The organism is Gordonia westfalica (assembly GCF_900105725.1).
In the GTDB taxonomy this organism is placed as follows: Bacteria; Actinomycetota; Actinomycetes; order Mycobacteriales; family Mycobacteriaceae; genus Gordonia; species Gordonia westfalica.
On the sequence record NZ_FNLM01000034.1, the window covers coordinates 4,313,759 to 4,337,424 of the forward strand.

Below are 23,666 nucleotides of genomic sequence, written 5' to 3' on the forward strand. Positions count from 1 at the left end.
AGACCTCAAGGGCCCCGGCCGGATTCGTTCCGGTCGGGGCCCTTGTCGTCCCGCGCATCGACTTCCGTCCCATCTGGTGAGCTCAAGAGGCGGGACGGAAACTCATACGCGCGAAACTCAATCCTCCGACGGCGCCTCGGCACCGCCGACGCTGAGCACGACGCGGGCACCGTTCGGCACTGCCTCACGCTGCGGGCACTTGCGAATGCGGGTCGACTCCTCGACCCGCACCCGGCACTGGCGCAGCTGAGGCTCGTCCGACGCCTACGTCTCGATCCAGGTCGGCGCCAACGCGTTCTGACGTTCGTCGTCGCTGCGAAGGGCACGATCGAGCGCGAGCGAGCCGGCCGGATCCTCCTCTTACTGATCGCCGCCGGCGTATTCTGGATTGCCGGCGGCCTCGCGAATGATGCAGCACGAGTAAGGTTGTGGATCGTCGCGCTTGCGATCGACTACAGTGCGCCGCTGGTTTTGTTCCGCGTTCCCGGCCGGCGTCGGCTGGCCGGGGCCACATGGGATCTGGCTGAGCGGACCGCATGGCGGATCTGCCGCGACAACCGCTGGTGGTCGGTCTTCGGAGAGAAGCGAGGGCGCAACGGCCGGCGATCAGGTCGACCCGTTCAGGACGATCCGGTCCAACGCAGCTTCACCGCTGATGCTCCAAACTGCCTGCGGCTCAGAGATATCTTCGGCAACCACACCGGCAAGGGAACCGCGGTATGACACCCCACTGGCACCTATCCGTGCAGCAGTCCCCCTTGTTCGCCCGACGAAGCATCGACTTCTCGTTTACCGCAACAGGATTGGTGCACCACAGCGATGCGGGCAGTCAGGGTGAATTCAACTTGTCGTCGCAACACCTTGATCTTGGAGGTGTTGGCTTTGGCTACAGCAGACTGGAGCAAGAAGACCAGCGATGCGCCCACGGGGGTTCGTCGGCAGTGGCGAGCTGATCGTGCGTTGCGGCCGGCGATGCGTTCGCCGGGCCGGCCCGAGCCGTCGCGGGCGGTGCAACGTCAGTTTTGGGGGTTGATCGCGACGGGGATGAGCACGGCGGAGGCGTCGGTGGCGGTCGGCGTGTCGGTGCCGGTGGGGTCGCGGTGGTTCCGCCACGCTGGCGGAATGACGCCACTGAGTCTGGACGAGCCGGCGGGTCGTTACCTGTCGTTCGCTGAACGGGAAGAGATCGCGCTGCTCCGCGCCCAACAGTGTGGTGTGAGAGAGATTGCTCGGCAGATCGGACGCAGTCCGGCAACGATTTCGCGTGAGTTGCGCCGCAACTCCGCTACCAGGAGTGGGAAACGTGAGTATCGAGCCTCGGTGGCGCAGTGGAAAGCTGAGCAGGCCGCCAAGCGCCCGAAAACAGCGAAACTCGTGGCCAACGTCGAGTTGCGGGAGTACGTGCAGGAGCGGTTGGCGGGCACTGTCCGTAGCCCCGACGGCACGATCGTCGCCGGCCCCACGCCGCCGCCGTGGAAGGGGCTCAACAAGCCGCACCGGGCCGACCGGCGGTGGTCTCTGGCATGGAGTCCGGAGCAGATCTCCCAGCGCCTGCGGGTCGATTTCCCCGATGATGAATCCATGCGCATCAGTCATGAGGCAATCTATCAATCCCTGTTCATCGAGGGCCGTGGCGCGCTCAAACGCGAGTTGGTGGCGTGCCTGCGGACCGGGCGGGCATTACGGGAGCCCCGTGCTCGCTCACGCAACAAGCCGCAGGGTCACGTCACCTCCGATGTCGTCCTCAGCCAGCGCCCGCCTGAGGCCCACGACCGTGCTGTCCCCGGCCACTGGGAGGGTGATCTCATCATCGGTGTGGGTCGGTCGGCTATCGGCACTGTTGTCGAACGGCGCAGTCGCGCAACGATTCTAGTCCATCTCCCACGCTTGCAAGGGTGGGGTGAGCAACCGCCGGTGAAGAACGGGCCGGCACTCGGTGGCTACGGCGCCATCGCGATGAACGCGGCACTGACGGCGTCGATAGCGGCGCTGCCGCAGCAGTTGCGCAAGACGTTAACGTGGGATCGCGGTAAGGAACTGTCCGCTCATGCCCAGTTCGCGATGGATACCGGAACGCAGGTGTTCTTCGCCGATCCGCATTCACCGTGGCAGCGACCGTCCAACGAGAACACTAATGGGCTGCTGCGCCAATATTTTCCGAAGGGAACTGACCTGTCACGGTGGTCTGCAAACGACCTCGAAGCCATCGCATACACCCTCAACAACCGTCCCCGAAAGGCCCTCGGCTGGAAGACCCCCGCCGAAGTCTTTGAAGGACAGTTACACTCACTACAACAACCCGGTGTTGCATGGACCGATTGAACCCGCCCAGTACACAGCGCTGGCGTCTACCGAGGCGCTACGCGACTCCGGCCTCGCCGTATCGTTCGGCTCGGTCGGCGATGCACTCGACAACGCGTTGATGGAATCAGCGATCGGGTTGTACAAGACCGAACCGATCGAGCGCCAGCGATCGTGGACCGGCCGCGGCGAGGTCGAGCGCGAGACCGCCGCGTGGGTGCATTGGTCCAACACCGAGCGGCTGCACTCAGCGATCGGCTACTGCCCGCCCATCGAGTACGAGACGCGCTACCGTGAGACGGCCGCCTCCGAAGCGGAGGTGGCCTAAACCGGGACTCCCACCACCTAAAAGCTGGGGGCGTGCTTACGAAGAGGAATACGGCGGTCTCGTCAGTGTCGTTGAACCACTGGTGGAGGACGCTGGCCGAGTAGTAGACGGTGTCGCCGGCGCGCAGCGCGACGTCTTGGCCATCAATGTTGAGTCGAATCTCGCCCGAGATGACGTACACGAACTCTTCACCGGCGTGGGTTGTTCCCGATTCGGCGGCGCTATGTGGCTCGGCGGTTACCTCGTTGCAGTCCATGAGACGGGTGAATCACCCCAGGTTTGATACCGCTTCCTTCTGAGTCAGGAAGGATGAGCACATGCCTAAGAAAATCGACCCGGAGGTCCGTTCGAGGGCCTTGCGGTTGCTGGAGACCCACGGCGGCGAGTACACGTCGTTGACTGCCGCGGCCGAAGCGATCGCCAAGCAGGTCGGTGTCGGCGGGGAGACGGTACGTCGATGGGCCGTACAAGCCCAGATCGATGCCGGCGCCCGCTCCGGGACCACTACGAAGGAGTCCGCCGAGATCAAGCGCCTCAAGGCCGAGAACAAGCAGTTACGAGAAGACGTTGCCATTCTGAAAGCAGCGACAACTTTCTTCGCGGGGGAACTCGACCCCCGCAACCGATGATCGTGGCGTTCATAGATCAAATGCGCGCCAACGGGTTTGCGGTCGAGTCGATCTGCCGGGTCCTGCGTGGGCAGGGCTGCCAGATTGCCGCACGAACCTACCGGGCATGGCGATCACGCACGCCTGCCGCACGGACGGTCTCTGATGCCCACGTCGTCGATGCGGTGCGCACTGTCGTCTGGCGCACCGGTGACGACGGCCGGCGGAAGATGACTCCCGAGGGCCTCTACGGGCGGGTGAAGATGCGCGCCCATCTGCATCGCACAACTCTGCCTGGGGTGTCCTATGGCGCCGTTGATCGAGCGATGAAAGTGTTAGGCCACCAAGGAATTCGACGGTCGAAGGGAGTCCGAACGACCGTCAGATCCGCTGATGGTGTCCGCGCGGAGGATCTGTTGAACCGACAGTTCAGTGCTGCCGAACCGAACCGGGTTTGGGTGACCGATTTCACCTACTGCCGGACCTGGGCTGGGTGGGTGTATGTGGTGTTCATCATCGACGTGTTCTCCCGTCGAATCGTGGCATGGCATGCCTCGACATCGAAGTCGGTGGAGTTGGTGACAGTCCCGCTTCGGATGGCACTGTGGCAGCGCAATCGGGAAGGGCATCCGGTGAAAGCTGCTGAGCTTATTCATCATTCGGATGCCGGAAGTCAGTACACATCGGTTACACTGACTGAGCGTCTGCGACTCGAAGACATCGCAGCGTCGATCGGATCGGTCGGGGACGCCTACGACAACGCGCTGGCCGAGTCGGTGAACGGCTTGTACAAGACCGAGTGCATCCGGACCACGATCTTCCACTCCGGCCCGTACCGGACGATCTCCGACGTCGAGTTCGCGACCGCTGGTTGGGTCGACTGGTACAACAACAGCAGGTTGCACTCGAGTATTGGCCAGATTCCCCCGACCGAGTTCGAAACGCTCCACTACGCTGGCCTCGGCCCCGAGGACCAGCCCACATTGGAGGCGGCACAAAACCTAGGGTGATTCACGGGTGCCGGTAACGCAGAAACGCAACACTGCCGAGGGGCCGAGGTTGTAGCGTCGCGCTTCTTGTGCCCTGACTACTTTGACCGGCGACCGGTTGCTCTGCTCGAGCAGGTCGTGCGCGGTGGTGCCCAGGGTCTGCGCAATCCGGTGCAGGTTGATCACACTGGGTGTCGTGTTTCCGTTTTCCACCTGACTCAGGAAGGGCTGGGAGAGATCGGTCCTTCGTGCGAGTTCGGACAAGGTGAGCTGCGCCGCCTTACGCGCGGCCCGGATCGAGGCTCCCAGAGACCGCGCGAGCAACAGCTGGTCATCAACATCCACCTACGCAAGGTAGCAGCCCCGAAAGCAGCCAAAACGGACCTGGTGTCGCGGACGTAACCAGGCAGTTACAACGGAAACAGCACCGCAACTTTATTGATCCAGCCAATGAAATATTTCCTAGAGAATATTGGCGAGCCACGCTTTCCCACCCCTCCGGAGTATTCCATGCCTGCTGTCTCTGAACCCGACGCTCCCTCGGATGCGCACCCCGTTGATCTCCGACCCCCGATCCCACGCTTGTTCGCGTTCGGTCTTCAACACGTGCTGATCATGTACGCCGGGTGCGTCAGTGTGCCGCTGATATTCGGTGCCGCGGTCGGACTAAACGCTTCTGACATCGGTGTTCTGATCTCGGCCGACTTGCTGATATCGGGGGCCATCACCGTTGTTCAGAGCATCGGGCTATGGAAGGCGGTCGGGGTGCGATTGCCGGTGATCTGCGGTGGCACCTTCACGGCGTTGACGCCCATGATTCTGATCGCCCATGAGTACGGTATGCCGGCGGTCTACGGGTCGATGCTGCTCGGCGGTGTCATCGGCATTCCTCTCGCCTGGGCCTTTGCTGGCCTGTTGCGCTATTTCCCGCCCCTGGTAACCGGGGCTGTCCTGACTGTCGTGGGGTTATCGCTGATCGGCGTCGCAGGGGGACTCATTGTCGGTCAAGACACCCAAGCCGCCGACTACGCTTCGCCCGGCAACATTGGTCTTGCAGTGTTGGTTATCGCCATCGCAGTGACGCTGTTGTGTCTCGGTCGCGGTATCTGGCGGCAGCTCGCGGTGCTGCTGGCGCTAATGATCGGCACTGCAGTCGCGCTGCCCCTGAGTCTCTACAACCTCGACGCCGTGGGAGATGCGTCCTGGTTCGGGGTTCCCCAGCCGTTCCACTTCGGTGCTCCACAATTCCCACTGACGGCGGTCGTTGCGATGACGATCGTGATGATCGTGGTGTTCGCTGAATCCACCGCTAGCATTCTGGCGCTGAGCGAGATTACGGGCAAAGACATCGGCCGTGGTGACCTCGCCCGCGGACTGACCGGCGACGCGATCTCGGGCATTTTCGGAGCCGTCTTTAACGCCTTCATTGACACCGTGTACACCAACAACGTCGGCGCGGTTGCCACGACAAGGGTGTTCAGTCGATACGTCACGGCAGTCAGCGGAGTCATCCTGATCGCGCTGGGCTTGGTGCCGAAGCTCGGCGCCTTTGTAGCGGGCCTTCCGGGCCCGGTCATCGGGGGCGTCGGATTGATCATGTTCGCCGTGGTCGCGATCGTCGGAATCAACACACTCCGTCACATCAACCTCGGTGACCCAATCAACATGACTATCGCCTCGGCCACTGTGGGCGTGGGGCTACTCCCTACCTTCATGCCCGGCATGTTCGCTAAGTTCCCCGACTCCACCCAGATCGTGCTGGGCAGCGGTATCACCCTGGCCGCGATCACTGCGTTCACACTCAACCTTGCTCTCAATCACACGGCACTCGGGTTAACGCCCGCCGGGCCATGACACCCGACAAGTCGGACTCATCCCCATTCGCAGCCCACAACATGATCGGAGAAGACGCACATGTCGCTTCCAAATCCTGACACCGCTGAGACATTTCAAGTCCCCGCCGTCGACATCAGCTCGTACACCTCGGAACGCACCATCGCCGCCCGAGCAGAAACGGCCCGTCAACTCGATGTCGCGTGCTCCACTGTCGGGTTCATCCAGGTTCTTGGCCACGGGATCCCCGCTGACGTACTTGTCGGGCTGTCCGACGCGGTCGACGCCTTCTTCGCCATGCCCTTGCACCTCAAGAAGAGCTACATAGTCGAGGGAAATCGCGGCTACACACCCCCGAAGAGCGAATCGTTGAGCTTGAGCCTCGGACTGGAATCTGCGACACGGATGAACGACTTCTTTGAGGCGTTCAATGTTGGCACAGAGGCACAGTCGTTCGCAGGTTTGGAACTCTCCGAGGACGACTACGGCCTGAACGTGTGGCCGGACATCGCCAACTTCCGCACCAACGTCGAAAAGTACTATGTCCACGCCTCACGAGTCGCACGCACCCTGACCACCGTCTTCGCCGATGCTCTGAACCTGCCACACGACTACTTCGAGTACCTCACCGACCACTCGGTTGACGTACTACGCATGAACAATTACGCGCTCCCCGAAGGCACCGTCACCCTTGATGGCGATCTCACCGGCATGGGCGAGCACACAGACTTTGGACTTGTCACCGTACTGTGGGCTGATCAAGTCCCTGGCCTGCAAGTACTTGGCCGCGAGGGCAACTGGCATGACGTCCAGCCCATCGATGGGGCCCTGCTGGTCAATCTCGGCGACCTTACCGCCCGGTTGACCAACGACCGTTGGATGTCGACTCTGCATCGCGTCAAGCCACCCATCATCGACGGCACCATCCAGCGCCGCCGATCGGTGGCTTTCTTCCACGACGGCAACATCGACGCCACCATTGCGACACTGCCAAGCCATCTCGACGCTGCCGACGGGTTGGCGTACGAACCAATCGTGGTCCGCGACCACATCAAGGCCAAACTCGCTGGTTCCCAGCAAGGTAAGGCCAACACCGCCGCCGTCCGGGAAGCATCGCGGGTTCTTGCCGCCTCGAACGGCTACGGCCAAGCCTGAGCGACGCCGCTAAGGCACAACCCCCTGCCATCGCCCTCGTCAATATCGACAAAAGGAAAACCATGAACCAACCACACATTCCGCTCATCGACCTCAACTCGTGGCGCACCGGAGACAACGAGTCCCGGGCGGCAGTCGCTGCAGAAGTGGATCGCGCACTCACTGAGTCAGGCTTTCTGCTGCTCGCGGACCATGGCGTCGCCGCCCACCTCGGAGCGAGCCTGCGAGAAGCCGCGAAACGGTTCTTTTCCCTACCAACACAGATCAAGGCGCAATACGAAACCACCGTCGGAGGCCGCGGCTGGCTTCCAAGCGGCAGAGAGGCCAACTCATTCGACGGAGAGGACGCAGACGCCGACAAACCCGACATGAAAGAGAGCTACACCATCGGACGCAATCACCTCACCGGTGATCCCGCTATAGACGAGTACTGGTTTCGAGCCAACGTGTGGCCCACAGAGGTGCCAGAACTCGAAGCCCAGGCCAACCGCTACATGGATCAGATGTACGGCGTGTACGACGAATTGCTCCGCATCTGCGGTGCGGCGCTCGGACTGGGCACAGACTGGTTCATCGAACGCTGCGCCAACGGAACTCGCACCCTCAACATCAACCGCTACCCTTCCATGGAAGAGACCGGCGCACCCAAGGATGGCCAATTTCGTGTTGGCCCCCACACCGACTGGAGCATCTTCACGTTGCTTGACCGTCAGGTCGGATACGGCGGCTTCCAGGTCGAAAGCCACGGACAGTGGTTCGACGCACCTTTCGTAGAAGGAGCACTGGTAATCAACATCGGCGACCTCATGGCCCGATGGACCGGCGATCGGTGGCGATCGACCCGCCACCGCGTCCTGCCCCCGCAGGATCAGGCACCGAAAGAAGAGCTGATCTCACTCATCCAGTTTTGCGATGCCAACGTCGACGCCGTCATCAAACCGATGCCCGCTCCGATCGGCAAGAACACGAACCTGGCACCGATCGAAGCAGGCGAGTACCTGCGCCGACGGGCCCTCGCAGCCACTGTCAGCTGATTAACGCTCTACAACCGTGCAGTTCAGCAGGTCATGCCTGGCGCCAACGCTATTGCCCGCCGGCCAACTCTAGCCACCCCCACTAACTGGACCAGATCTCCCCAAGGAGACTCAAATGACAGCATTCCCCAGCGTATCGCTCTCGTTCGTGAGCGTCATCTGTAATGATATCGTTGCGCAATCAGCATTCTACGCAGGCGTTTTCGCGCTACCGACAGCCACTGAGCTGTCCTCCGACCACTTCCGCGCGCTTAGACTCGGCGACACTATCCTCGGGTTTCACACTACGGCCGCCATCAGTCTGCTCGACCTTCCGCAAGACACCCCGATCGGTGATGCAGCAGCAGCATTCTGGACCTTCGAGGTCCACGGCAAACAGGACGTCGACACCCTCACCGACTCAGCAGTCGCAGCCGGCGGTCGCCTCGTCAAGGCTCCCTACACGACGTATTATGGTGCATATCAATCTGTCCTGCGTGATCCAGAAGGAAATGTCTTCCGGATCAACAAATCTGGCGTAGCATGACTCCGAAGACCGCTCCCGGCCGGAGCGATATCCCGGAGGACTGGCTGATGGTCAGGACGAACCTCAGTGCCGAATTGCTGCCATCAGCAGCCCCACAGCCAGATTCGATGAAGTTTGCAATGACTGACACGGCCTCGCCGCGACTCTCGAGATCGTCTGTCCTTGAGACGCGGAGTCAACATATGGCTCGACACTGGGAGTCTCACAGATCGCTGACACCACCACTTTGCGGCAAGCAATCAGAGTCCTCGGCATCCACCGGCGCGCTAGGGACTGTCGCTGATTCGGTGTAAGTGGTTTTGATCGCCCCCGGCGTGGGGCAGGAGGAATCACGACGCTGACCGACACAATCGGGGGCGTGGATGCCCCAGTGGCGGGGCCGGTTCGGACCGGTCAGGAACACGATGTCACCGCCGCGGACGCGGTGCGTGAGCTCACCAAGGCCGAGCAGGCCTTGGTGAGCGATCTGGTGCGCAGCTCACGTGCTCAGGGTGTAGCGCTGACCGAGCATCTGGGCTATGACAAACATGACGTGGCCGGCCGGAACACCGGCAATTCACGCAATGGCACGCGTACGAATCGGGTGCTGACCGACGCGTGCGGGCAGGTGCCGATCGAGGTGCCCCGCGACCGCAACGGCACTTTCGATCCGGGGATCGTCGGTAAGAGCAAACGACGCGTCACCGATGTGGATCGGGTAGTGCTGTCGCTGTATGTCAAAGGCCTCACGACCGGAGAGATATCGGCGCATTTCGCCGATGTGAATCGCCGAGGGGTTGTCGGAGGCTCTCGAACCTGTGAAGGATGGAGAGTATGGCAGCACCACGGAAGCACAGCGTTGAGCTGAAGGAGCGGGCGACGCGGATGGCGGTGGAAGCCCGCCGGGACCCGGCTACGCGGCCGGGAGCGCTCAAACGCATCGGCGACCAACTCGGCGTGCACCCGGAGGCGCTGCGCACCTGGGTCAAACAGGCCGAGATCGATGGCGGGGTGCGACCGGGCACCACGACCGGCGAGGCTGAGCGGATCGCGCAGCTGGAGCGGGAGAACCGGGAGTTGCGGCGGGCGAACACCATCTTGAAGCAGGCCTCGGCTTTCTTTGCGGCGGAGATCGACCGCCAACAGCGCTGATCGTGGAGTTCGTCGCCGCTTCCCGTGACGAACACGGAGTCGATCCGATCTGTGCGGCCCTACGCGACACGGCCACCCAGATCGCTCCGTCCACAGTCCGAGCCCATCTGAGCTCTCGACGAATCGAGGCGCCACGAGTGGTCCGCGACCGCGAGATCCTCGGCGAGATCCGCACCGTGCATGCCGACAACCTCGGCGTCTACGGTGCCCGCAAAGTTCATGCCGAACTGCGCAGGAAGGGTGTCGGCGTGGCACGGTGCACCGTTGAACGATTGATGAAAGCTGATGGGCTGCACGGGATACCGCGGCTGAAGACGCGGAAGACCACTCGCAGCGAGGGGGCCGAAACTCCGCAGCCGGCCGATCGGGTGAAACGCCAGTTCACCGCGGCGGCGCCCAACGCGCTGTGGGTGGCCGACCTGACCTACATCCGTACCCACACGGGTTGGGTGTACGCCGCATTCATCCTCGACGTCTTCTCAAGGATGGTCGTGGGCTGGCAGGTCTCGACCACCATGCACACCAGCCTTGCCCTTGATGCCCTGGACATGGGATTGTGGGCGCGTTCGCGTGCCGGCCAGGACGTGGCCGGCCTTATCCACCACTCCGACCGCGGCGTGCAGTATCGAGCCATCCGCTACACCGAACGATTGGCCGAGGCCGAAGCGGTGACTTCGGTTGGCTCCAAGGGTGATTCGTACGCCAATGCGATGGCTGAGGCATTCAACTCGTTGTTCAAAGCCGAGTGCATCCGGAACCCGGTGATGCGTCCTCGAGGTGGCTGGAGTGGTGTCGGCGAGGTTGAGATCGCGGTCGCCGAGTACCTCGATTGGTTCAATCACCGCCGCCTGCCCGGCGAGATCGGACACGTCCCGCCGGTCGAGTACGAGACCGCCTACTGGTCGACCCACACGGTCACCAGCTACCGTGAGAACCCGGTCCCGGCAACCGCTGGAGCCAACTAACCGAGCCTCCAGCAAACCCGGGGCGATTCAATGTGTACGGTGCGTCGGTGTCGAAAGACACCGTTTCCGGATCACTGATCGGGTGATCGAGGAGATGGTGAGTTGGTGGGCACGCCCGCTGGAGAAGGTGTACGCGGCGGTGTTCATTGACGCGATCATGGTCAAGACCCGGGACGGGCAGGTGCGTAACCGGCCGATCTACGCTGCGATCGGTGTTGATCTCGACGGGCACAAAGACATCCTCGGGAAGTGGGCCGGCGACGGGGATGGCGAGTCGGCCAAGTTTTGGCTGGCGGTGCTCACCGATCTCAACAACCGGGGTGTCCGCGACATCTTCTTCGTTGTCTGTGACGGGTTGAAAGGGTTGCCCGACAGTGTGTCTGCTGCGTTCCCGTTGGCCACAGTGCAGACGTGCATCACCCATCTGATCTCCGAACACCTTCAGATATGCCTCCCGCATGTGCTGGGACAAGATCAGCGTCGATTTCAAACCGATCTACACCGCGCCGACCGCCGCTGATGCCTGGGTGCGGTGGGGAGAATTCGCTGAGAAGTGGGGCACGCCGTACCCGGCGATCGTCTCGTTGTGGGCGAACGCGTGGGAAGAGTTCATCCCCTTCCTCGACTACGACGTCGAGATTCGGCGAGTGTTGTGTTCTACCAACGCGATTGAAAGTCTCAACGCCCGATATCGGCGTGCAGTGCGCGCTCGAGGGCATTTCCCGAACGAGCAGTCCGCACTCAAGACGCTCTACCTGGTGACCCGGTCACTGGACCCGAAGGGTACCGGTCAGACGAAGTGGGCCGTACGCTGGAAGCCAGCGCTCAACGCCCTGGCAATCACGTTCGCCGATCGTATGCCCGCAGCCGAAGAACGCTGACCCACCGAGCAATCGGAAAACCGCCGCTTACACCGAATATCGGACAGACCCGACCTGGGCTAAACGGCAGCGATCCCGGGTGCTGTGTTACTCGCCCGGGATGACGGCACGGTTTCGATCGCCGGGCGTCAGGGTGTCAGGGTCGCGCGAACGGCCGGGTCGAGTTGCGGGGGATGAGTGTCGGCAGGACTGTGCGGACAAGGGGTTGTCCGGGGTCGGGTTGCAAGACGATCGCTAGCGCCTCGGCGGCGATTGTGTCGAATGCGGTACGCACCGAGGTGAGCGGTGTGGGGAGTCGTGCGGCGAGCGGGATGTCGTTGTAGCCGATGAGAGACAAGTCCGTACCGATGGCCAGGGACAGTTCGTGGGCGGCGGACATGGCGCCTATGGCGAGGTTGTCGTTGGCGCAGAAGACGGCGGTCGGTCGTGCCTCGGGATCGGTGAGCAGTGTCCGTGCGGCCTGCGCTCCGTCCTCGATCCCATATCCGGACTCGATGAACCGATCACTGGGCACGGTGAGCCCGGCCTCTGACAGTGCGCGACGTGCCCCTGCGAGGCGTCCCGTGGCGCTCGAGGTGAACAGCGGCCCGCTGAGAACCCCGATATCGCGGTGGCCGAGGTCCACAAGGTGGCGCACCGCCAGGTATCCGCCGGCCTCGTCGTCTCCGATCACCGAGGGACTTTTGCCATCGGTCCGCAAGACCAGCGCGTGGGCAACCCGGTCCTTCCGGAGTTGCTGAGGAAGCGGATCATCGATTCTGCTGGACGCCAGAATCAGTCCATCAACGTTGCGGTCGAGCAGTGTCGATGCCGCAGCTGCTTCATCGGCGGGTTCATCTCCGCTGGTCGCGACGATCGCGAAGTACCCGCGACGAAGCGCAGCACGCTCAATGGCTTCGAACATCAAGGCCATTACCGTGTCACTCAGGCGCGGCACCACGACTCCGATGGTCGCTGTGGCCCCTCGCCGCAGGTTCGAGGCGTAGGTGTTGCGCCGATATCCGAGTTCGTTGGCCACCTCTCGCACTCGGCGGGCAGTAGCCGAGCGTGAGGGCGGAATGCGCTCGTCGAGAACGCGGCTGACGGTCGACTTCGACACGCCCGCGGCGCGCGCGACGTCGAGCAGTGTGACCGCGCTTGGGGTGTCTGCGCCCATCGGCTTGGCGGTGTTGTTGGTGGACATCGCCCTCATCATCTCTCAAACACCCTCGAATCCGTGTTGCGACGAAAGCAACAACCGACCCTGTACATGACCGTTGACACATCGCCTGGTGTGGACTTTGTGTAGCAACCGTAGCGGGAACGTTCCCAAGAACGATTTCACGACCGCGATCTCGGCGGCCACCGCCGTTCAGCAACCATCAGGAAAGCGAGGACGCAGATGTCCACTGTCGATCCCAAGTCCATCGATCTGCGCGGACTGACCCCCGCCCCGGTCACCCCCTTCACCCGTGACGGCGAGGTCGACTACGCTGCCATCCAGAGACTCGGGTCGTGGCTGGCCAGCGTGGACGGTGTCAAAGGTCTGGTCGTTCTCGGCCACGCAGGCGAAGGCACCTTCCTCACCCAGGACGAGCAGGTCCGAACCATTGCTGCCTTTCGCGACGCAGTACAGGATCGGCTGCCGATCATCGCCGGAATCACCGGCGAAGGCACCGCGGTAGCTGCCGAGGAAGCCAAGCGCGCCGTGGACGCCGGCGCCACTGCCGGCCTCGTTTACCCGTCGCATGGGTGGCTGCGTTTCGGCTTCCAGAAGGGTGCCCCTCAGGATCGCTACAAGCAGATCTACGACGAGTCGGGTCTACCGCTGATCCTGTTCCAGTACCCTGACGTCACCAAAGCCACCTACGACCTGGAAACGCAGCTCGAAATCGCATCGCAGCCCGGCGTGTTCGCCACCAAGAATGGTGTCCGCAACATGCGCCGCTGGGACCGCGAGATCCCGGTCCTGCGCCAGGAGTTCCCGGATCTGCAGATCCTGACCTGCCACGACGAGTATCTGCTGCATACCATGTTCGACGTCGACGGCGCTCTGGTCGGTTACGGCGGTCTCGCCCCGGAGCCGCTGGTCGAGCTCATCGCTGCCGGCAAGGCCAAGGACTACACCCGGGCTCGTGAGATCCACGACCGTCTGCTGCCAGTCACCGCCAACGTCTATCACCGCGGCTCACACATGGAGGGAACCGTGGCTCTCAAGGAAGGCCTCGTTGCTCGCGGCATCCTCGAGCACGCCACCGTGCGTTCGCCGCTGCTGCCGCTGGCCGCCGGCGCCGACGCCGAGATTGCCGCGGCGCTGCAATCGGCCGGACTCGGCTCGGTTGCCGCGTTCGCCTGATCCGCTCAACTGGTGCCCCGGGGGCTGCCGATTCTGCGGCTCCCGGGGCAAGTCGCCCTACGATCTACCTCATTCCACCGGCCTCGGTCGGTTTTGGCGCCCGACCTCCCGGGACGCCGCACAGAAAGGCTCACCGATGAGTCGACCCTCCTCCTCATCGTCCAGCGGGACGCGCGAGTCCACTGCGCCTGACGCCGCGACCGATGTCACCGAATCCGCCGAGTTGTCCATCACCGGCCCCCCTAAGGCCCGCGCCTGGTGGCGTACCCTCGCCCTAGCCGGCCCTGCCTTCGTCGCCGGAGCCTGGCAGTTCGGACCCGGTAACCTTGCCAGCGCAGTCCAAGCCGGCAGCGACTACGGATACGCCCTTATCTGGGTCATCGTTGTCTCGACCGCATTCATGCTGGTCTACGCCGACATGAGCGTGCGCCTGGGCATCCGCACCCCGATCTCGATGATCAGCTCGGTCAAGGACGTCCTAGGCCATCGCGTCGGCCTGGCCGCAGGATTCGGCGTCTTCATCATCACTCTGTGCTTCTCGGTCGGAAACGCTGTCGGATCCGGCCTTGGCCTGTCCATGGTGTTCGGCGGCTCCCCCGTTGTCTGGACCGCATTGTGCACTGGATTCGTCGGATTGATCCTGTTGTTCCGCAACGTGTATCGCACCGTCGAGAAGATCCTGTTGGTGATCGTGGCGCTGCTGGGTATCACCTTTGTCGTCAGCGCGATCATCTCCCGCCCGGACTGGTTTCAAGCGGCGGAGGGGCTGATCCCCACGATTCCGCCCGGCGCGCAGCTCGTAGTCATCGCCATGGTCGGCACGAACTTCTCACTCAACGCTGCGTTCTTCACCTCTTACGGCACCCACGAACGCCGCCGCACCCGAGCGCAGTACCGCGACACCACCATCGTCGACACCATCCCCGGCATCATCGCGCCCGGCATCATGACCTCGCTGGTCATTGTCGTCGCCGCTGCCGTTCTCGGCCAACAGGGTGCTGAAGCCACTACCCTGGCCGGCCTCGCGAAAGTGTTCGAACCTGTTGCCGGAGAGCTTGGTTCCACTATCTTCGCCCTCGGGCTCTCCGGTGCTGCGTTCTCAGCCATGGTCGCAAACGCCACCGCCGGCGGCACCATGCTCTCCGACGCGCTCGGTCGCGGTCCCTCACCCAGCACCCGCATCGCCCGATGCACCAGCGCCACGATCCTGCTCTGGGGACTGGTCATCACCATCCTGTTCACCAAATCCCCAGTCCAACTGATCATCTTCGCCCAAGCCCTCACCGTGCTCGTCGCACCGTTTCTGGGCTACCTGCTGCTCACCATGAGTAACAACCGAAACCTCATGGGCGACCTGAAGAACACCTGGTGGAAAAACATCCTCGGCGTAGTCGGGTTCCTCGCGATCCTGTCGCTGTCGGCAACCATGATCGTCGAACTGGTCCAACAGCTCCAGAACTAACCGCGGGGCGGCGCCCCGTGCATGCCCGCCGCACCGCCGACAGCCCGCAGGCCTGGGTGCTCTGCTCGACATCAACCAGGCAACACTGCGGAACTGGATTGAACGCAACACCCCGATCGTGACCTCGCGGGGAACCACGACGGTGGGTGAGCAGGATGCTGAGTTGATTGGCGGACACCGTGACAGCGCCGAAGGGCGCGACCGCCCATCTCGAGGCGGTTCAACGGGATCGGGCCGCCGCCCGTGCACACCGAGGCACTGGTCGCCGACGACAAAGCCATGAATCCCGAGCACTCAGAGTCCGGATCATCCGCAGCGCCCACCCGCGCCGGTTCTGACCGCTGACGATGACACAAGTGTCAGAACGCTACGTTGTCGGCATTTCAAACCAGTGGAACGACAGGGGGGTTCGGGCTTGAGTCGACGTAATCAGGAGGGTGCCCGGATTCGTCCTACCCGGGAGCGGGAAGGTCGAAGACTCGCGAGGAGTCGAGTCGCCATGCGAGATATGCCAGGCCGAGCCTGATGCGGCCGTACCCGTCTTGGAAGTCGAAGCCGACCTCGGCGCGGAGAAGCTCGGACCGCGTCTGCGCCGTGCTGTGGTGGACGCCGGCGTGGCGGGCGGCCTGGCGTACTGACGACGTGGCCAGAATGGCCTCGATGGTGGAATCGGCCCACGGGTGGGCCATCACCGTAGCGATGCGGGCCGAGTCGCTGGTGGCGGTCGTGGATGGCCCGGCGTCGGCGAGGAGCTGAATCAGCCCGCCGTAACGGTCCGCGCAGACGAACGGGTCCGACGGCGGGCGGCACAGCCGGACCGCGACGAGTGCGGTGCGGAACGACGCCTCGAGTTCGTCGATGGGGGTGGCAATGCCGACCCCCGACGGTCGCACGTCGAGCTCGGTGGTCGTGGCAGGCACGACCGTGGCGTGTACCGGACCAAACGCGGTGCTGATGACGTCCGAGGGACCCGCCGGATGTGATTCCCACACAGCGAATAGCGGAGCGGCTACGACCCTGTGGGTCCGGGTCCCGTCGAGGCCCAGCCGTCCGGCTGCCTCGGCTCGCTCCGACGCGGACGTCGCCGAGTCAAGCACGACACGCAGATCGCGGCGCGGCTCGATCTCCCGGCGCTCAATCCCTGCCCGTACGCCCACCGCTAGCGCTAATCGCTCGAGAATGATCGCGTCGTTGGCGTGTGGCGACCCGCTGCGCTCCAACCAGACGTGGACGCCCCCCGGAAGCTGGCTGACCGTGACGTCGTCGGGGCGGGCGCCTGTGAGCACGTCGCCGGAAGGGCCGAGCCGTAGCTCGGATCTTCCGGCGCCGGTTTTGGCCCCCGCCGGACACCCCGCCAGCGACGCTGCGGTAGCCAGCAGACCACGGGTGTTGACGTCGCCGAGGATGAGTTCGTCGAAGCAGGCGATCACTCGAATCCCCAGACTGGCGTCGGGGTCGAGCGCCGCGATTCTGCCGAGCAGCTCCTGCATCACGAACTCCTCAGCGACGGGACGGCGACGGACGGGCGAGACCCATTGTCAGCCGCGCAACGCCCGGTAGGTCGCGGTTTCCAGGTCTAGGTAACCGGTTACGGAGTCCGCGTCGGCGAACGGGAAGATCTGCGTGGCCCAGTATCCGCCGATCGAGTTGCGTCGGTCGATCCAGTAGTAGAGATTTGCCAGCCCCGCCCAGGCGATGCTGCCAGCGGGACGTCCCGTCGGCGCCTCCTCGTCGTTCACCATGAAGGTGTAAGCCCAGGACTTGGACTGGCCGGGGAAGAACTCTGCGTCGTTGCTCAGAGTGGGGATCACCCCGGGGAGCATCTTGACTTTGAGATCGCCGAGGTGGTTCTGCGCGGCGAACTCGACGGTGTTGGGCCGCAGGATCTGCTCGCCCGACGTCGCCGAGCCGTCGTTGAGCCACATCCGAATGAAGGACAGATAGTCCCCGACCGTCGAGTACAGGCCGTGACCACCCATGTGGACCTCGGGGTCGGGCAGACGGAAGTCGGTTGGTTCGAGCGTCCCGTCGGCGCCGCGCTGGTGCATGGTCGCCACCCGCGATTCCATGTCGCCATCAAGGGTGAACGATGTGTTGGTCATGCCCAGCGGAGTGAGGATGCGGTCGCGGAACACCTCACCGAGCCGGCGGCCGGTAATCCCCTCGATCACCTGTCCGGCCCAGTCGATGTTGCTGCCGTACTCCCACTGCTCGCCCGGATCGAACAGCAAAGGTGTCTGCAGAGCGCGGCGACTCGAAGTGACGATGCTGGGCTGCCCATGGTTTTCCGCCAGACGGTTGTACTGCTCGTTGAAGAAGTCGTATCCGAACCCCGCAGTGTGGAGCAGCAGTTGCTTGGTGGTGATGTCGGACTTGGGCGCCCGCAGGACCGGATCACCGTTGTCGTCAAAGCCCTCAAGGACTTGCACCTCGCCCAGCGCCGGAGCGTATTCCTTTGCCGGCGCGTCGAAGTCAAGGTCCCCGCTCTCGCGCAGCTGCAGTGCCGCGACACCCGTCAGGGCCTTCGTAGTGGAGAAGATCGCGAACACCGAGTCGGTGGTCATCGGCGTCTTGGTGCCCAGGTCGCGGTATCCGGAGGCCCCGAGGTATAGCGTCTCCTCCGCCGTCGTGACGCCGGCGACGACGCCGGGGACCCGAGACGCCGCGTCCTGAACGACGCGGTCGACCGCCTCGGCGATCGAGCTGCTATTCGTCGTTGTCATCGTGAACTCCTTTGTTCTGTGTAACTTTCACTGCGAGAACTCAGTCGGACAACCGATTCGCCACCCAGTCGAAACGGGCACGCATCATGCCCTGGGCGAGCGCGGTATGCGGGGCGAAAATGTCGAAGGCATGAAACCCGCCGGTCCATACGTGCAGCTCGGCGTCACCACCGGCCCGCCAGATCGCGGTCGCATAGTCGATCGCCTCGTCGCGAAAGATCTCCGCCGACCCCACGTCGATGAACGCCGGTGGGAGGCCGGTCAGGTCGGTAGCGCGAGCAGGGGCGATATAGGGCGAGACATCGTCGCTGCCGTATCTGTCACCCAGCACCGCCGCCCACCCGGTCTCGTTGCTGATGCGGTCCCACACCCCGACGCCGTCGAACTGCCCGGTAGACGGGGTTCGCCCCCGGTCGTCGAGCATCGGATAGACGAGCAACTGTCCGCACAGCGCGGGACCCGACCGGTCGCGGGCGGCCAGTGCGGCGCCAGCGGCCAGACCGCCCCCGGCACTAGCGCCGGCGACCATCACTCGACGGGGGTCGATGCTCAGATCACCGGCGTTGGCGACCGACCACACGAGGGTGGCGTATAGATCCTCGCGGGCATACGGGTCTTGGAATTCCGGTGCCAACCGGTACTCGGGGCACACGAGAACGGCGCCGAGTTGCTCGACCCAATCGAGGTTCATCGCCAGCGCGTTGAAGCGATCGCCGAACATCAACCCACCCGAGTGGGCATACACGATGGCCGGCCGCGATCCGGGATGGTCAGGGGATCGGAAGACCGAGGTTACGATCTCGTCGCCGCCGTGACCCCGAACGGTGTACTCCTCGTGGAGGACGTGGCGGCCCTCAAGGGTCTCCGCCACCGGCGGGGACGCATAAGACCGTCGCATGAATGGGATCAAGTCGGGGGTAATGGTCGGCGGAAAGACCCCACCGACAACCGCAAGGCCGGCCTTCAGCTCGGGGTCGAAACGCGGACGCCGTACGCCCGCACCCCTGCCGCCCTCTTCCTGAAGTGTCACGGATCACACTCTAGTGAGCCCCGCGAACCCCGTACACCGCCATCACGGCGCAGTTCTGTCCACCCGCACCGCCATCTGGCTGGTTCGCCGTGTGGCGCGTGTCAGCACGCACGCTCGAAGCGAGAGCGACAAGAATGTCTGCTCCGCGCAGATGCTGACGGGCCGATCGGGCAGCGTCTCAGTCGATCAGGGGTGCGGCTCCATGGTGACCATTGGGGAAGGCACCCCGGCACTTGTATTCGTTTGGGGGCAGGTGTTCACCTACGTAACTGACATAAGCATGCTCCCCGCGGCGGCGCCCGCAGGTGACAAGCCGACGACAGGGTGGCATCCGCCACCGACACTTACGTATCAACCCAGGCCGCACCATAAATCGACACCCAAATACGCCAACCGGTGCAGCAGGATGTGTTGTGGACACCCGTCCTCCACGCAACACCGAAGATCACAACAGTCTTTTCGCCCCTCCGGCAGCACATCTGTCGGCAGGTTGCACTACACCTGAGAGCAGCTTTACCCCAATGGGTTTGCGGAGTAGGTCGGTCACGGCAGGGTGGCTGAGCGCCACCGACCGACTCAGTCTCTACCGCTCCGACGATCAACCCCGAATCATCAGAAATGGAGAAGAAGATAATGGTCGACACAGTGTTTGCTGATACTTCCGAATGGCAGCCACCTATCGATGACAGCTATCCCTATAAATGGTTATCGATCCGATCGAATGACGGCACCTATCGTGACCGCAATTTCGCCCGTAATTGGGATACGGCGCGGTCGTGGCTCGACTCAGGCCGGTTGCGGGGGCTCATCGTCTACTGCGTGTACCGGCGCAACTGGCGAGACGTGCTGGCCACCCACCGACAGATGCAAGGCGAGAACCGCCCCGACGTCGTGTCCATGGTCGACGTCGAATCGTGGGGCGGACAGATCACCGGCGACAACAGCGACCCGATCAACCGGCTTGTCTGGGGCCTCAGCGACTGGCGCGGCCCCCAAGTCCACGGCAAGCCGCGGCGCGTGATCGGCTACCTCAACCCCCATGACGCCCATATCTGGCCCACCCGCCCCCCGATCGGGTTCGTCGTCCCCTCCTACGGCTCACGGCCGAGGTTCACCGCCGACACCCGCGACCTGGCCGCACAGATGATCGCCCACCAGTACACCGACGGCCAGGGCTACGGAAACGGCCTGAATCACCCCAGGTTTGATACCGCTTCCTTCTGAGTCAGGAAGGATGAGCACATGCCTAAGAAAATCGACCCGGAGGTCCGTTCGAGGGCCTTGCGGTTGCTGGAGACCCACGGCGGCGAGTACACGTCGTTGACTGCCGCGGCCGAAGCGATCGCCAAGCAGGTCGGTGTCGGCGGGGAGACGGTACGTCGATGGGCCGTACAAGCCCAGATCGATGCCGGCGCCCGCTCCGGGACCACTACGAAGGAGTCCGCCGAGATCAAGCGCCTCAAGGCCGAGAACAAGCAGTTACGAGAAGACGTTGCCATTCTGAAAGCAGCGACAACTTTCTTCGCGGGGGAACTCGACCCCCGCAACCGATGATCGTGGCGTTCATAGATCAAATGCGCGCCAACGGGTTTGCGGTCGAGTCGATCTGCCGGGTCCTGCGTGGGCAGGGCTGCCAGATTGCCGCACGAACCTACCGGGCATGGCGATCACGCACGCCTGCCGCACGGACGGTCTCTGATGCCCACGTCGTCGATGCGGTGCGCACTGTCGTCTGGCGCACCGGTGACGACGGCCGGCGGAAGATGACTCCCGAGGGCCTCTACGGGCGGGTGAAGATGCGCGCCCATCTGCATCGCACAACTCTGCCTGGGGTGTCCTATGGCGCCGTTGATCGAGCGATGAAAGTGTTAGGCCACCAAGGAATTCGACGGTCGAAGGGAGTCCGAACGACCGTCAGATCCGCTGATGGTGTCCGCGCGGAGGATCTGTTGAACCGACAGTTCAGTGCTGCCGAACCGAACCGGGTTTGGGTGACCGATTTCACCTACTGCCGGACCTGGGCTGGGTGGGTGTATGTGGTGTTCATCATCGACGTGTTCTCCCGTCGAATCGTGGCATGGCATGCCTCGACATCGAAGTCGGTGGAGTTGGTGACAGTCCCGCTTCGGATGGCACTGTGGCAGCGCAATCGGGAAGGGCATCCGGTGAAAGCTGCTGAGCTTATTCATCATTCGGATGCCGGAAGTCAGTACACATCGGTTACACTGACTGAGCGTCTGCGACTCGAAGACATCGCAGCGTCGATCGGATCGGTCGGGGACGCCTACGACAACGCGCTGGCCGAGTCGGTGAACGGCTTGTACAAGACCGAGTGCATCCGGACCACGATCTTCCACTCCGGCCCGTACCGGACGATCTCCGACGTCGAGTTCGCGACCGCTGGTTGGGTCGACTGGTACAACAACAGCAGGTTGCACTCGAGTATTGGCCAGATTCCCCCGACCGAGTTCGAAACGCTCCACTACGCTGGCCTCGGCCCCGAGGACCAGCCCACATTGGAGGCGGCACAAAACCTAGGGTGATTCAGCCTCCCCGAGGGCTACGGCACGGTCCGCTGCGACATGAACACCGCCAACGGCTACGACCCCGAACAGCTACGCGCCGCCACCGGAATCGAACACGCGGCACGATCACCCGCCCGGTAGACCCGGGCCGCACCCGGCCCACCTCGACCCTCCCCGTTTGTCACCCCCACCCCCTACGGATCGCACGCACGCGGATGACGGCATCGAGCAACTCGACACCGACGGCCGCGGCGACTTCGGCCGCCGCGACGCGGATCGCAATGTAGCCCAAGGTGAGGTCTATTGCGGCGCAACGGGAATGAGTCGGTCGCGCAGGTCGACGGTCACGGTCGACTCGGGGTTGGGAACCCGGTGACGGCCGGTTTCCGGGCACTGGACCTCGGTACCCCGGTAGGTCAGCACCGTGTGACCCGGTGGGATGGTTCGACGGCGTGGGGCAAAGCCGTTCCCGCGGAACCGCTTCCTTCCGGCTCATCGAGTTCTACCAGCCGGAAGGAAACGTATGGGGTGGAAGGAAAAGGTGCAGCGGGACCGGGCGGTCAGCGGGTCAGGAAGGAGGTGACCGTCGCCTCGAAGGCCTCCTTGGCCTCGATCATCACCCAGTGGCCGCACTTCGGGAAGATGTGGAGCTCGGCGTCGGGGATGAGGCGCATGGGGACCATCGCCATGTCGGGTGGGCTGACGCGGTCGTCGCGGCCCCAGGTGAGCAGTGTCGGGCAGGCGACCTTGTGCATCGACGCCCAGTACGGCGGGGCGTCGGAGGCGGCCATGAACTGCTGCTGCATCTCGAAAGCCGCAGAGCCGTACATCATCTGGGCGGTCTTCTGGGCGTCGGGGTTGATGGCGGCCTCCCAGCGTTCCTCGATGAGTTCCTCGGTGACCAGGGAACGGTCGAAGACCATCGAGTTCAGCCAGCGGACGAGTTTGTCCTTGTCCGGGGCGTCGGTGAACTCCTGCAGGAGTCGCAGGCCCTCGCTGGGGCTGGGGCTGAACACATTCGGGCCCACCCCGCCGATGGTGACGAGCTTCTCGACGCGGTCGGGCTTCTTGATCGCCAGGTTGACGCCGACGACGCCGCCCATCGAGTTGCCGATCATCGGGGCCTTGTCGATGCCGAGCGCATCCATGAACCGGATGACCGAGCCGCCGGCGGTGAGGACCGGGTGCCCCTCGACAGCGTCGCTGACGCCGAAGCCCGGGAACTCGATCACGTAGCAGTGATGTGTCTGCGCGAAATGGCCGAGGTTGCCGCGGTAGTTGCGCCAGCCGGTGACCCCGGGGCCGGAGCCGTGCAGAAGGATCAGCGGCGGAGAGTCGGCGTCACCCGCCTCGTGGTAGCGCAGGGTGCCCTGGTCGGTCGTCAGTTCCCGTTTGGTCGCATCGAAGGAGACATCCACGCGAACAGATTAGAACGTGTTCTAATCTGTTGTCACGGGTGTGCGTGATCGTGTCCGTGACCTGGGGCGATATGGCCGACTCCGATGATGTCGTGCAGGATGCGGTGCACGATCGCGTCGCCGACGACCTCGTAGCGGACCATCCGGCCGGCCTTTTCCGAGCGCACCCAGCCCTGATCGCGGAGGGCGCGTATCGACTGCGACGCCGCGTTCTCGGTGATCCCGACCGCGGCGGCCAGTTCGGCGACCGTGGAGCCCGGGTGGGCATGCATCTCCGCGACGAGACGGAGTCGCGTCGGGTCGCTGAGCAGGGTGAAACGTGCCGCCCATGAGTCCGCGTCGAAATCGGTCACCGGCGCCTCCTCTGGTCGGGTGAATGTAGGACTACATCGTTCACGACCCGTGGAGTGGCGGCAAATGCG

18 protein-coding genes, 5 pseudogenes and 3 other annotated features are annotated in these 23,666 nt (G+C 63.6%); of the genes and pseudogenes, 15 read left to right on the top strand and 8 right to left on the bottom strand.

The annotated features are described in order from the left end of the window. Window positions 1-42 precede the first annotated feature (42 nt). The 3 genes and pseudogenes from BLU62_RS34425 to BLU62_RS25265 all read left to right on the top strand — a co-directional run. The gene (locus tag BLU62_RS34425; RefSeq protein WP_280141555.1) at window positions 43-723 is read left to right on the top strand and encodes a hypothetical protein; all 681 of its coding nucleotides are present in this window, start codon (window positions 43-45) and stop codon (window positions 721-723) included. A 249-nt stretch (window positions 724-972) separates the two neighbouring features. Then, a complete protein-coding gene (locus BLU62_RS25260; RefSeq protein WP_425284598.1) occupies window positions 973-2,322 on the top strand; it encodes an IS30 family transposase in 1,350 nt (449 codons plus the stop codon). A 4-nt stretch (window positions 2,323-2,326) separates the two neighbouring features. Next, window positions 2,327-2,629 (top strand): annotated as a pseudogene (locus BLU62_RS25265) (integrase core domain-containing protein); the annotation flags it as partial. 49 nt (window positions 2,630-2,678) lie between these two features. Here the strand turns inward: BLU62_RS25265 and BLU62_RS34010 are convergent. Continuing rightward, window positions 2,679-2,885 (bottom strand): annotated as a pseudogene (locus tag BLU62_RS34010) (cupin domain-containing protein); the annotation flags it as partial. Window positions 2,886-2,946: 61 nt separating this feature from the next. On the opposite strand from BLU62_RS34010, the gene BLU62_RS25280 reads away from it, so the two are divergent. Beyond that, window positions 2,947-4,247 (top strand): IS3 family transposase gene (locus tag BLU62_RS25280; RefSeq protein ID WP_099047828.1). Its coding sequence is split into 2 segments (ribosomal slippage): window positions 2,947-3,220 and window positions 3,220-4,247, totalling 1,302 coding nucleotides; the frame shifts between segments, so codons are not numbered across the junction. Beyond that, window positions 3,219-3,350 (top strand) — a sequence feature (AL1L pseudoknot). Its footprint overlaps the gene before it by 132 nt. Here the strand turns inward: BLU62_RS25280 and BLU62_RS25285 are convergent. Beyond that, window positions 4,239-4,571 carry a helix-turn-helix domain-containing protein gene (locus BLU62_RS25285; RefSeq protein WP_244278319.1) on the bottom strand — a complete coding sequence of 111 codons (333 nt, stop codon included), beginning with the start codon at window positions 4,569-4,571 and terminating at the stop codon, window positions 4,239-4,241. The genes BLU62_RS25280 and BLU62_RS25285 overlap by 9 nt on opposite strands. A gap of 165 nt (window positions 4,572-4,736) precedes the next feature. On the opposite strand from BLU62_RS25285, the gene BLU62_RS25290 reads away from it, so the two are divergent. The 7 genes and pseudogenes from BLU62_RS25290 to BLU62_RS25325 all read left to right on the top strand — a co-directional run. Further along, entirely contained in the window at window positions 4,737-6,080 is a 1,344-nt protein-coding gene (locus BLU62_RS25290) for a uracil-xanthine permease family protein (protein WP_084811939.1), read from the top strand. 60 nt (window positions 6,081-6,140) lie between these two features. Next, a complete protein-coding gene (locus BLU62_RS25295) occupies window positions 6,141-7,214 on the top strand; it encodes an isopenicillin N synthase family dioxygenase (RefSeq protein ID WP_074852574.1) in 1,074 nt (357 codons plus the stop codon). 62 nt (window positions 7,215-7,276) lie between these two features. Next, window positions 7,277-8,248, top strand: a complete 972-nt coding sequence (locus BLU62_RS25300) for an isopenicillin N synthase family dioxygenase (RefSeq protein WP_074852575.1) — start codon at window positions 7,277-7,279, stop codon at window positions 8,246-8,248. A 115-nt stretch (window positions 8,249-8,363) separates the two neighbouring features. Beyond that, the gene (locus BLU62_RS25305) at window positions 8,364-8,774 is read left to right on the top strand and encodes a VOC family protein (RefSeq protein ID WP_074852576.1); all 411 of its coding nucleotides are present in this window, start codon (window positions 8,364-8,366) and stop codon (window positions 8,772-8,774) included. A gap of 358 nt (window positions 8,775-9,132) precedes the next feature. Continuing rightward, a pseudogene (locus tag BLU62_RS25310) lies at window positions 9,133-9,537 on the top strand (transposase); the annotation flags it as partial. 50 nt (window positions 9,538-9,587) lie between these two features. After that, window positions 9,588-10,870, top strand: a pseudogene (locus tag BLU62_RS25320) (IS3 family transposase). Next, window positions 9,866-9,994 (top strand) — a sequence feature (AL1L pseudoknot). It overlaps the preceding pseudogene by 129 nt. Before the next feature lie 32 nt (window positions 10,871-10,902). Continuing rightward, window positions 10,903-11,751, top strand: a pseudogene (locus BLU62_RS25325) (IS256 family transposase); the annotation flags it as partial. A gap of 136 nt (window positions 11,752-11,887) precedes the next feature. Here the strand turns inward: BLU62_RS25325 and BLU62_RS25330 are convergent. After that, window positions 11,888-12,934, bottom strand: coding sequence for a LacI family DNA-binding transcriptional regulator (locus BLU62_RS25330; protein WP_074852579.1), 1,047 nt, complete (start codon window positions 12,932-12,934; stop codon window positions 11,888-11,890). A 198-nt stretch (window positions 12,935-13,132) separates the two neighbouring features. On the opposite strand from BLU62_RS25330, the gene BLU62_RS25335 reads away from it, so the two are divergent. Continuing rightward, window positions 13,133-14,086, top strand: coding sequence for a dihydrodipicolinate synthase family protein (locus BLU62_RS25335; RefSeq protein ID WP_074852580.1), 954 nt, complete (start codon window positions 13,133-13,135; stop codon window positions 14,084-14,086). Window positions 14,087-14,309: 223 nt separating this feature from the next. Then, window positions 14,310-15,548: an Nramp family divalent metal transporter gene (locus tag BLU62_RS25340; protein WP_244278320.1), complete on the top strand. Its 1,239-nt coding sequence runs from the start codon at window positions 14,310-14,312 to the stop codon at window positions 15,546-15,548. Window positions 15,549-16,000: 452 nt separating this feature from the next. Here BLU62_RS25340 and BLU62_RS25345 read toward each other — a convergent pair whose 3' ends face one another. Genes BLU62_RS25345 through BLU62_RS25355 form a run of 3 tightly spaced genes read right to left on the bottom strand, consistent with a single transcriptional unit; the run spans window position 16,001 to window position 19,301 of the window. Next, window positions 16,001-17,038: a CdaR family protein gene (locus tag BLU62_RS25345; protein ID WP_074852581.1), complete on the bottom strand. Its 1,038-nt coding sequence runs from the start codon at window positions 17,036-17,038 to the stop codon at window positions 16,001-16,003. Between the two features lie 48 nt (window positions 17,039-17,086). Next, on the bottom strand, window positions 17,087-18,271 hold the full coding sequence (gene acmB / locus BLU62_RS25350; protein ID WP_074852582.1) for a methyl acetate hydrolase AcmB: 1,185 nt from the start codon (window positions 18,269-18,271) through the stop codon (window positions 17,087-17,089). Window positions 18,272-18,311: 40 nt separating this feature from the next. Then, window positions 18,312-19,301 carry an alpha/beta hydrolase gene (locus BLU62_RS25355; protein ID WP_244278321.1) on the bottom strand — a complete coding sequence of 330 codons (990 nt, stop codon included), beginning with the start codon at window positions 19,299-19,301 and terminating at the stop codon, window positions 18,312-18,314. Window positions 19,302-20,096: 795 nt separating this feature from the next. Between BLU62_RS25355 and BLU62_RS25360 the strand changes: the two genes are divergently transcribed. Both BLU62_RS25360 and BLU62_RS25370 read left to right on the top strand, forming a co-directional pair. Continuing rightward, window positions 20,097-20,525 (top strand): hypothetical protein, encoded by a 429-nt coding sequence (locus BLU62_RS25360; RefSeq protein ID WP_244278322.1) that lies wholly within the window; start codon window positions 20,097-20,099, stop codon window positions 20,523-20,525. An 18-nt stretch (window positions 20,526-20,543) separates the two neighbouring features. Further along, a protein-coding gene (locus BLU62_RS25370; RefSeq protein WP_099047828.1) for an IS3 family transposase occupies window positions 20,544-21,844 on the top strand; the annotation gives its coding sequence in 2 pieces (ribosomal slippage) (window positions 20,544-20,817 and window positions 20,817-21,844; 1,302 coding nt in all). Next, window positions 20,816-20,947, top strand: a sequence feature (AL1L pseudoknot). It overlaps the preceding gene by 132 nt. Before the next feature lie 542 nt (window positions 21,845-22,386). Here BLU62_RS25370 and BLU62_RS25380 read toward each other — a convergent pair. Both BLU62_RS25380 and BLU62_RS25385 read right to left on the bottom strand, forming a co-directional pair. After that, window positions 22,387-23,244: an alpha/beta fold hydrolase gene (locus tag BLU62_RS25380; RefSeq protein ID WP_074852584.1), complete on the bottom strand. Its 858-nt coding sequence runs from the start codon at window positions 23,242-23,244 to the stop codon at window positions 22,387-22,389. Window positions 23,245-23,276: 32 nt separating this feature from the next. Further along, window positions 23,277-23,597, bottom strand: coding sequence for an ArsR/SmtB family transcription factor (locus tag BLU62_RS25385; protein WP_074852585.1), 321 nt, complete (start codon window positions 23,595-23,597; stop codon window positions 23,277-23,279). Window positions 23,598-23,666 lie beyond the last annotated feature (69 nt).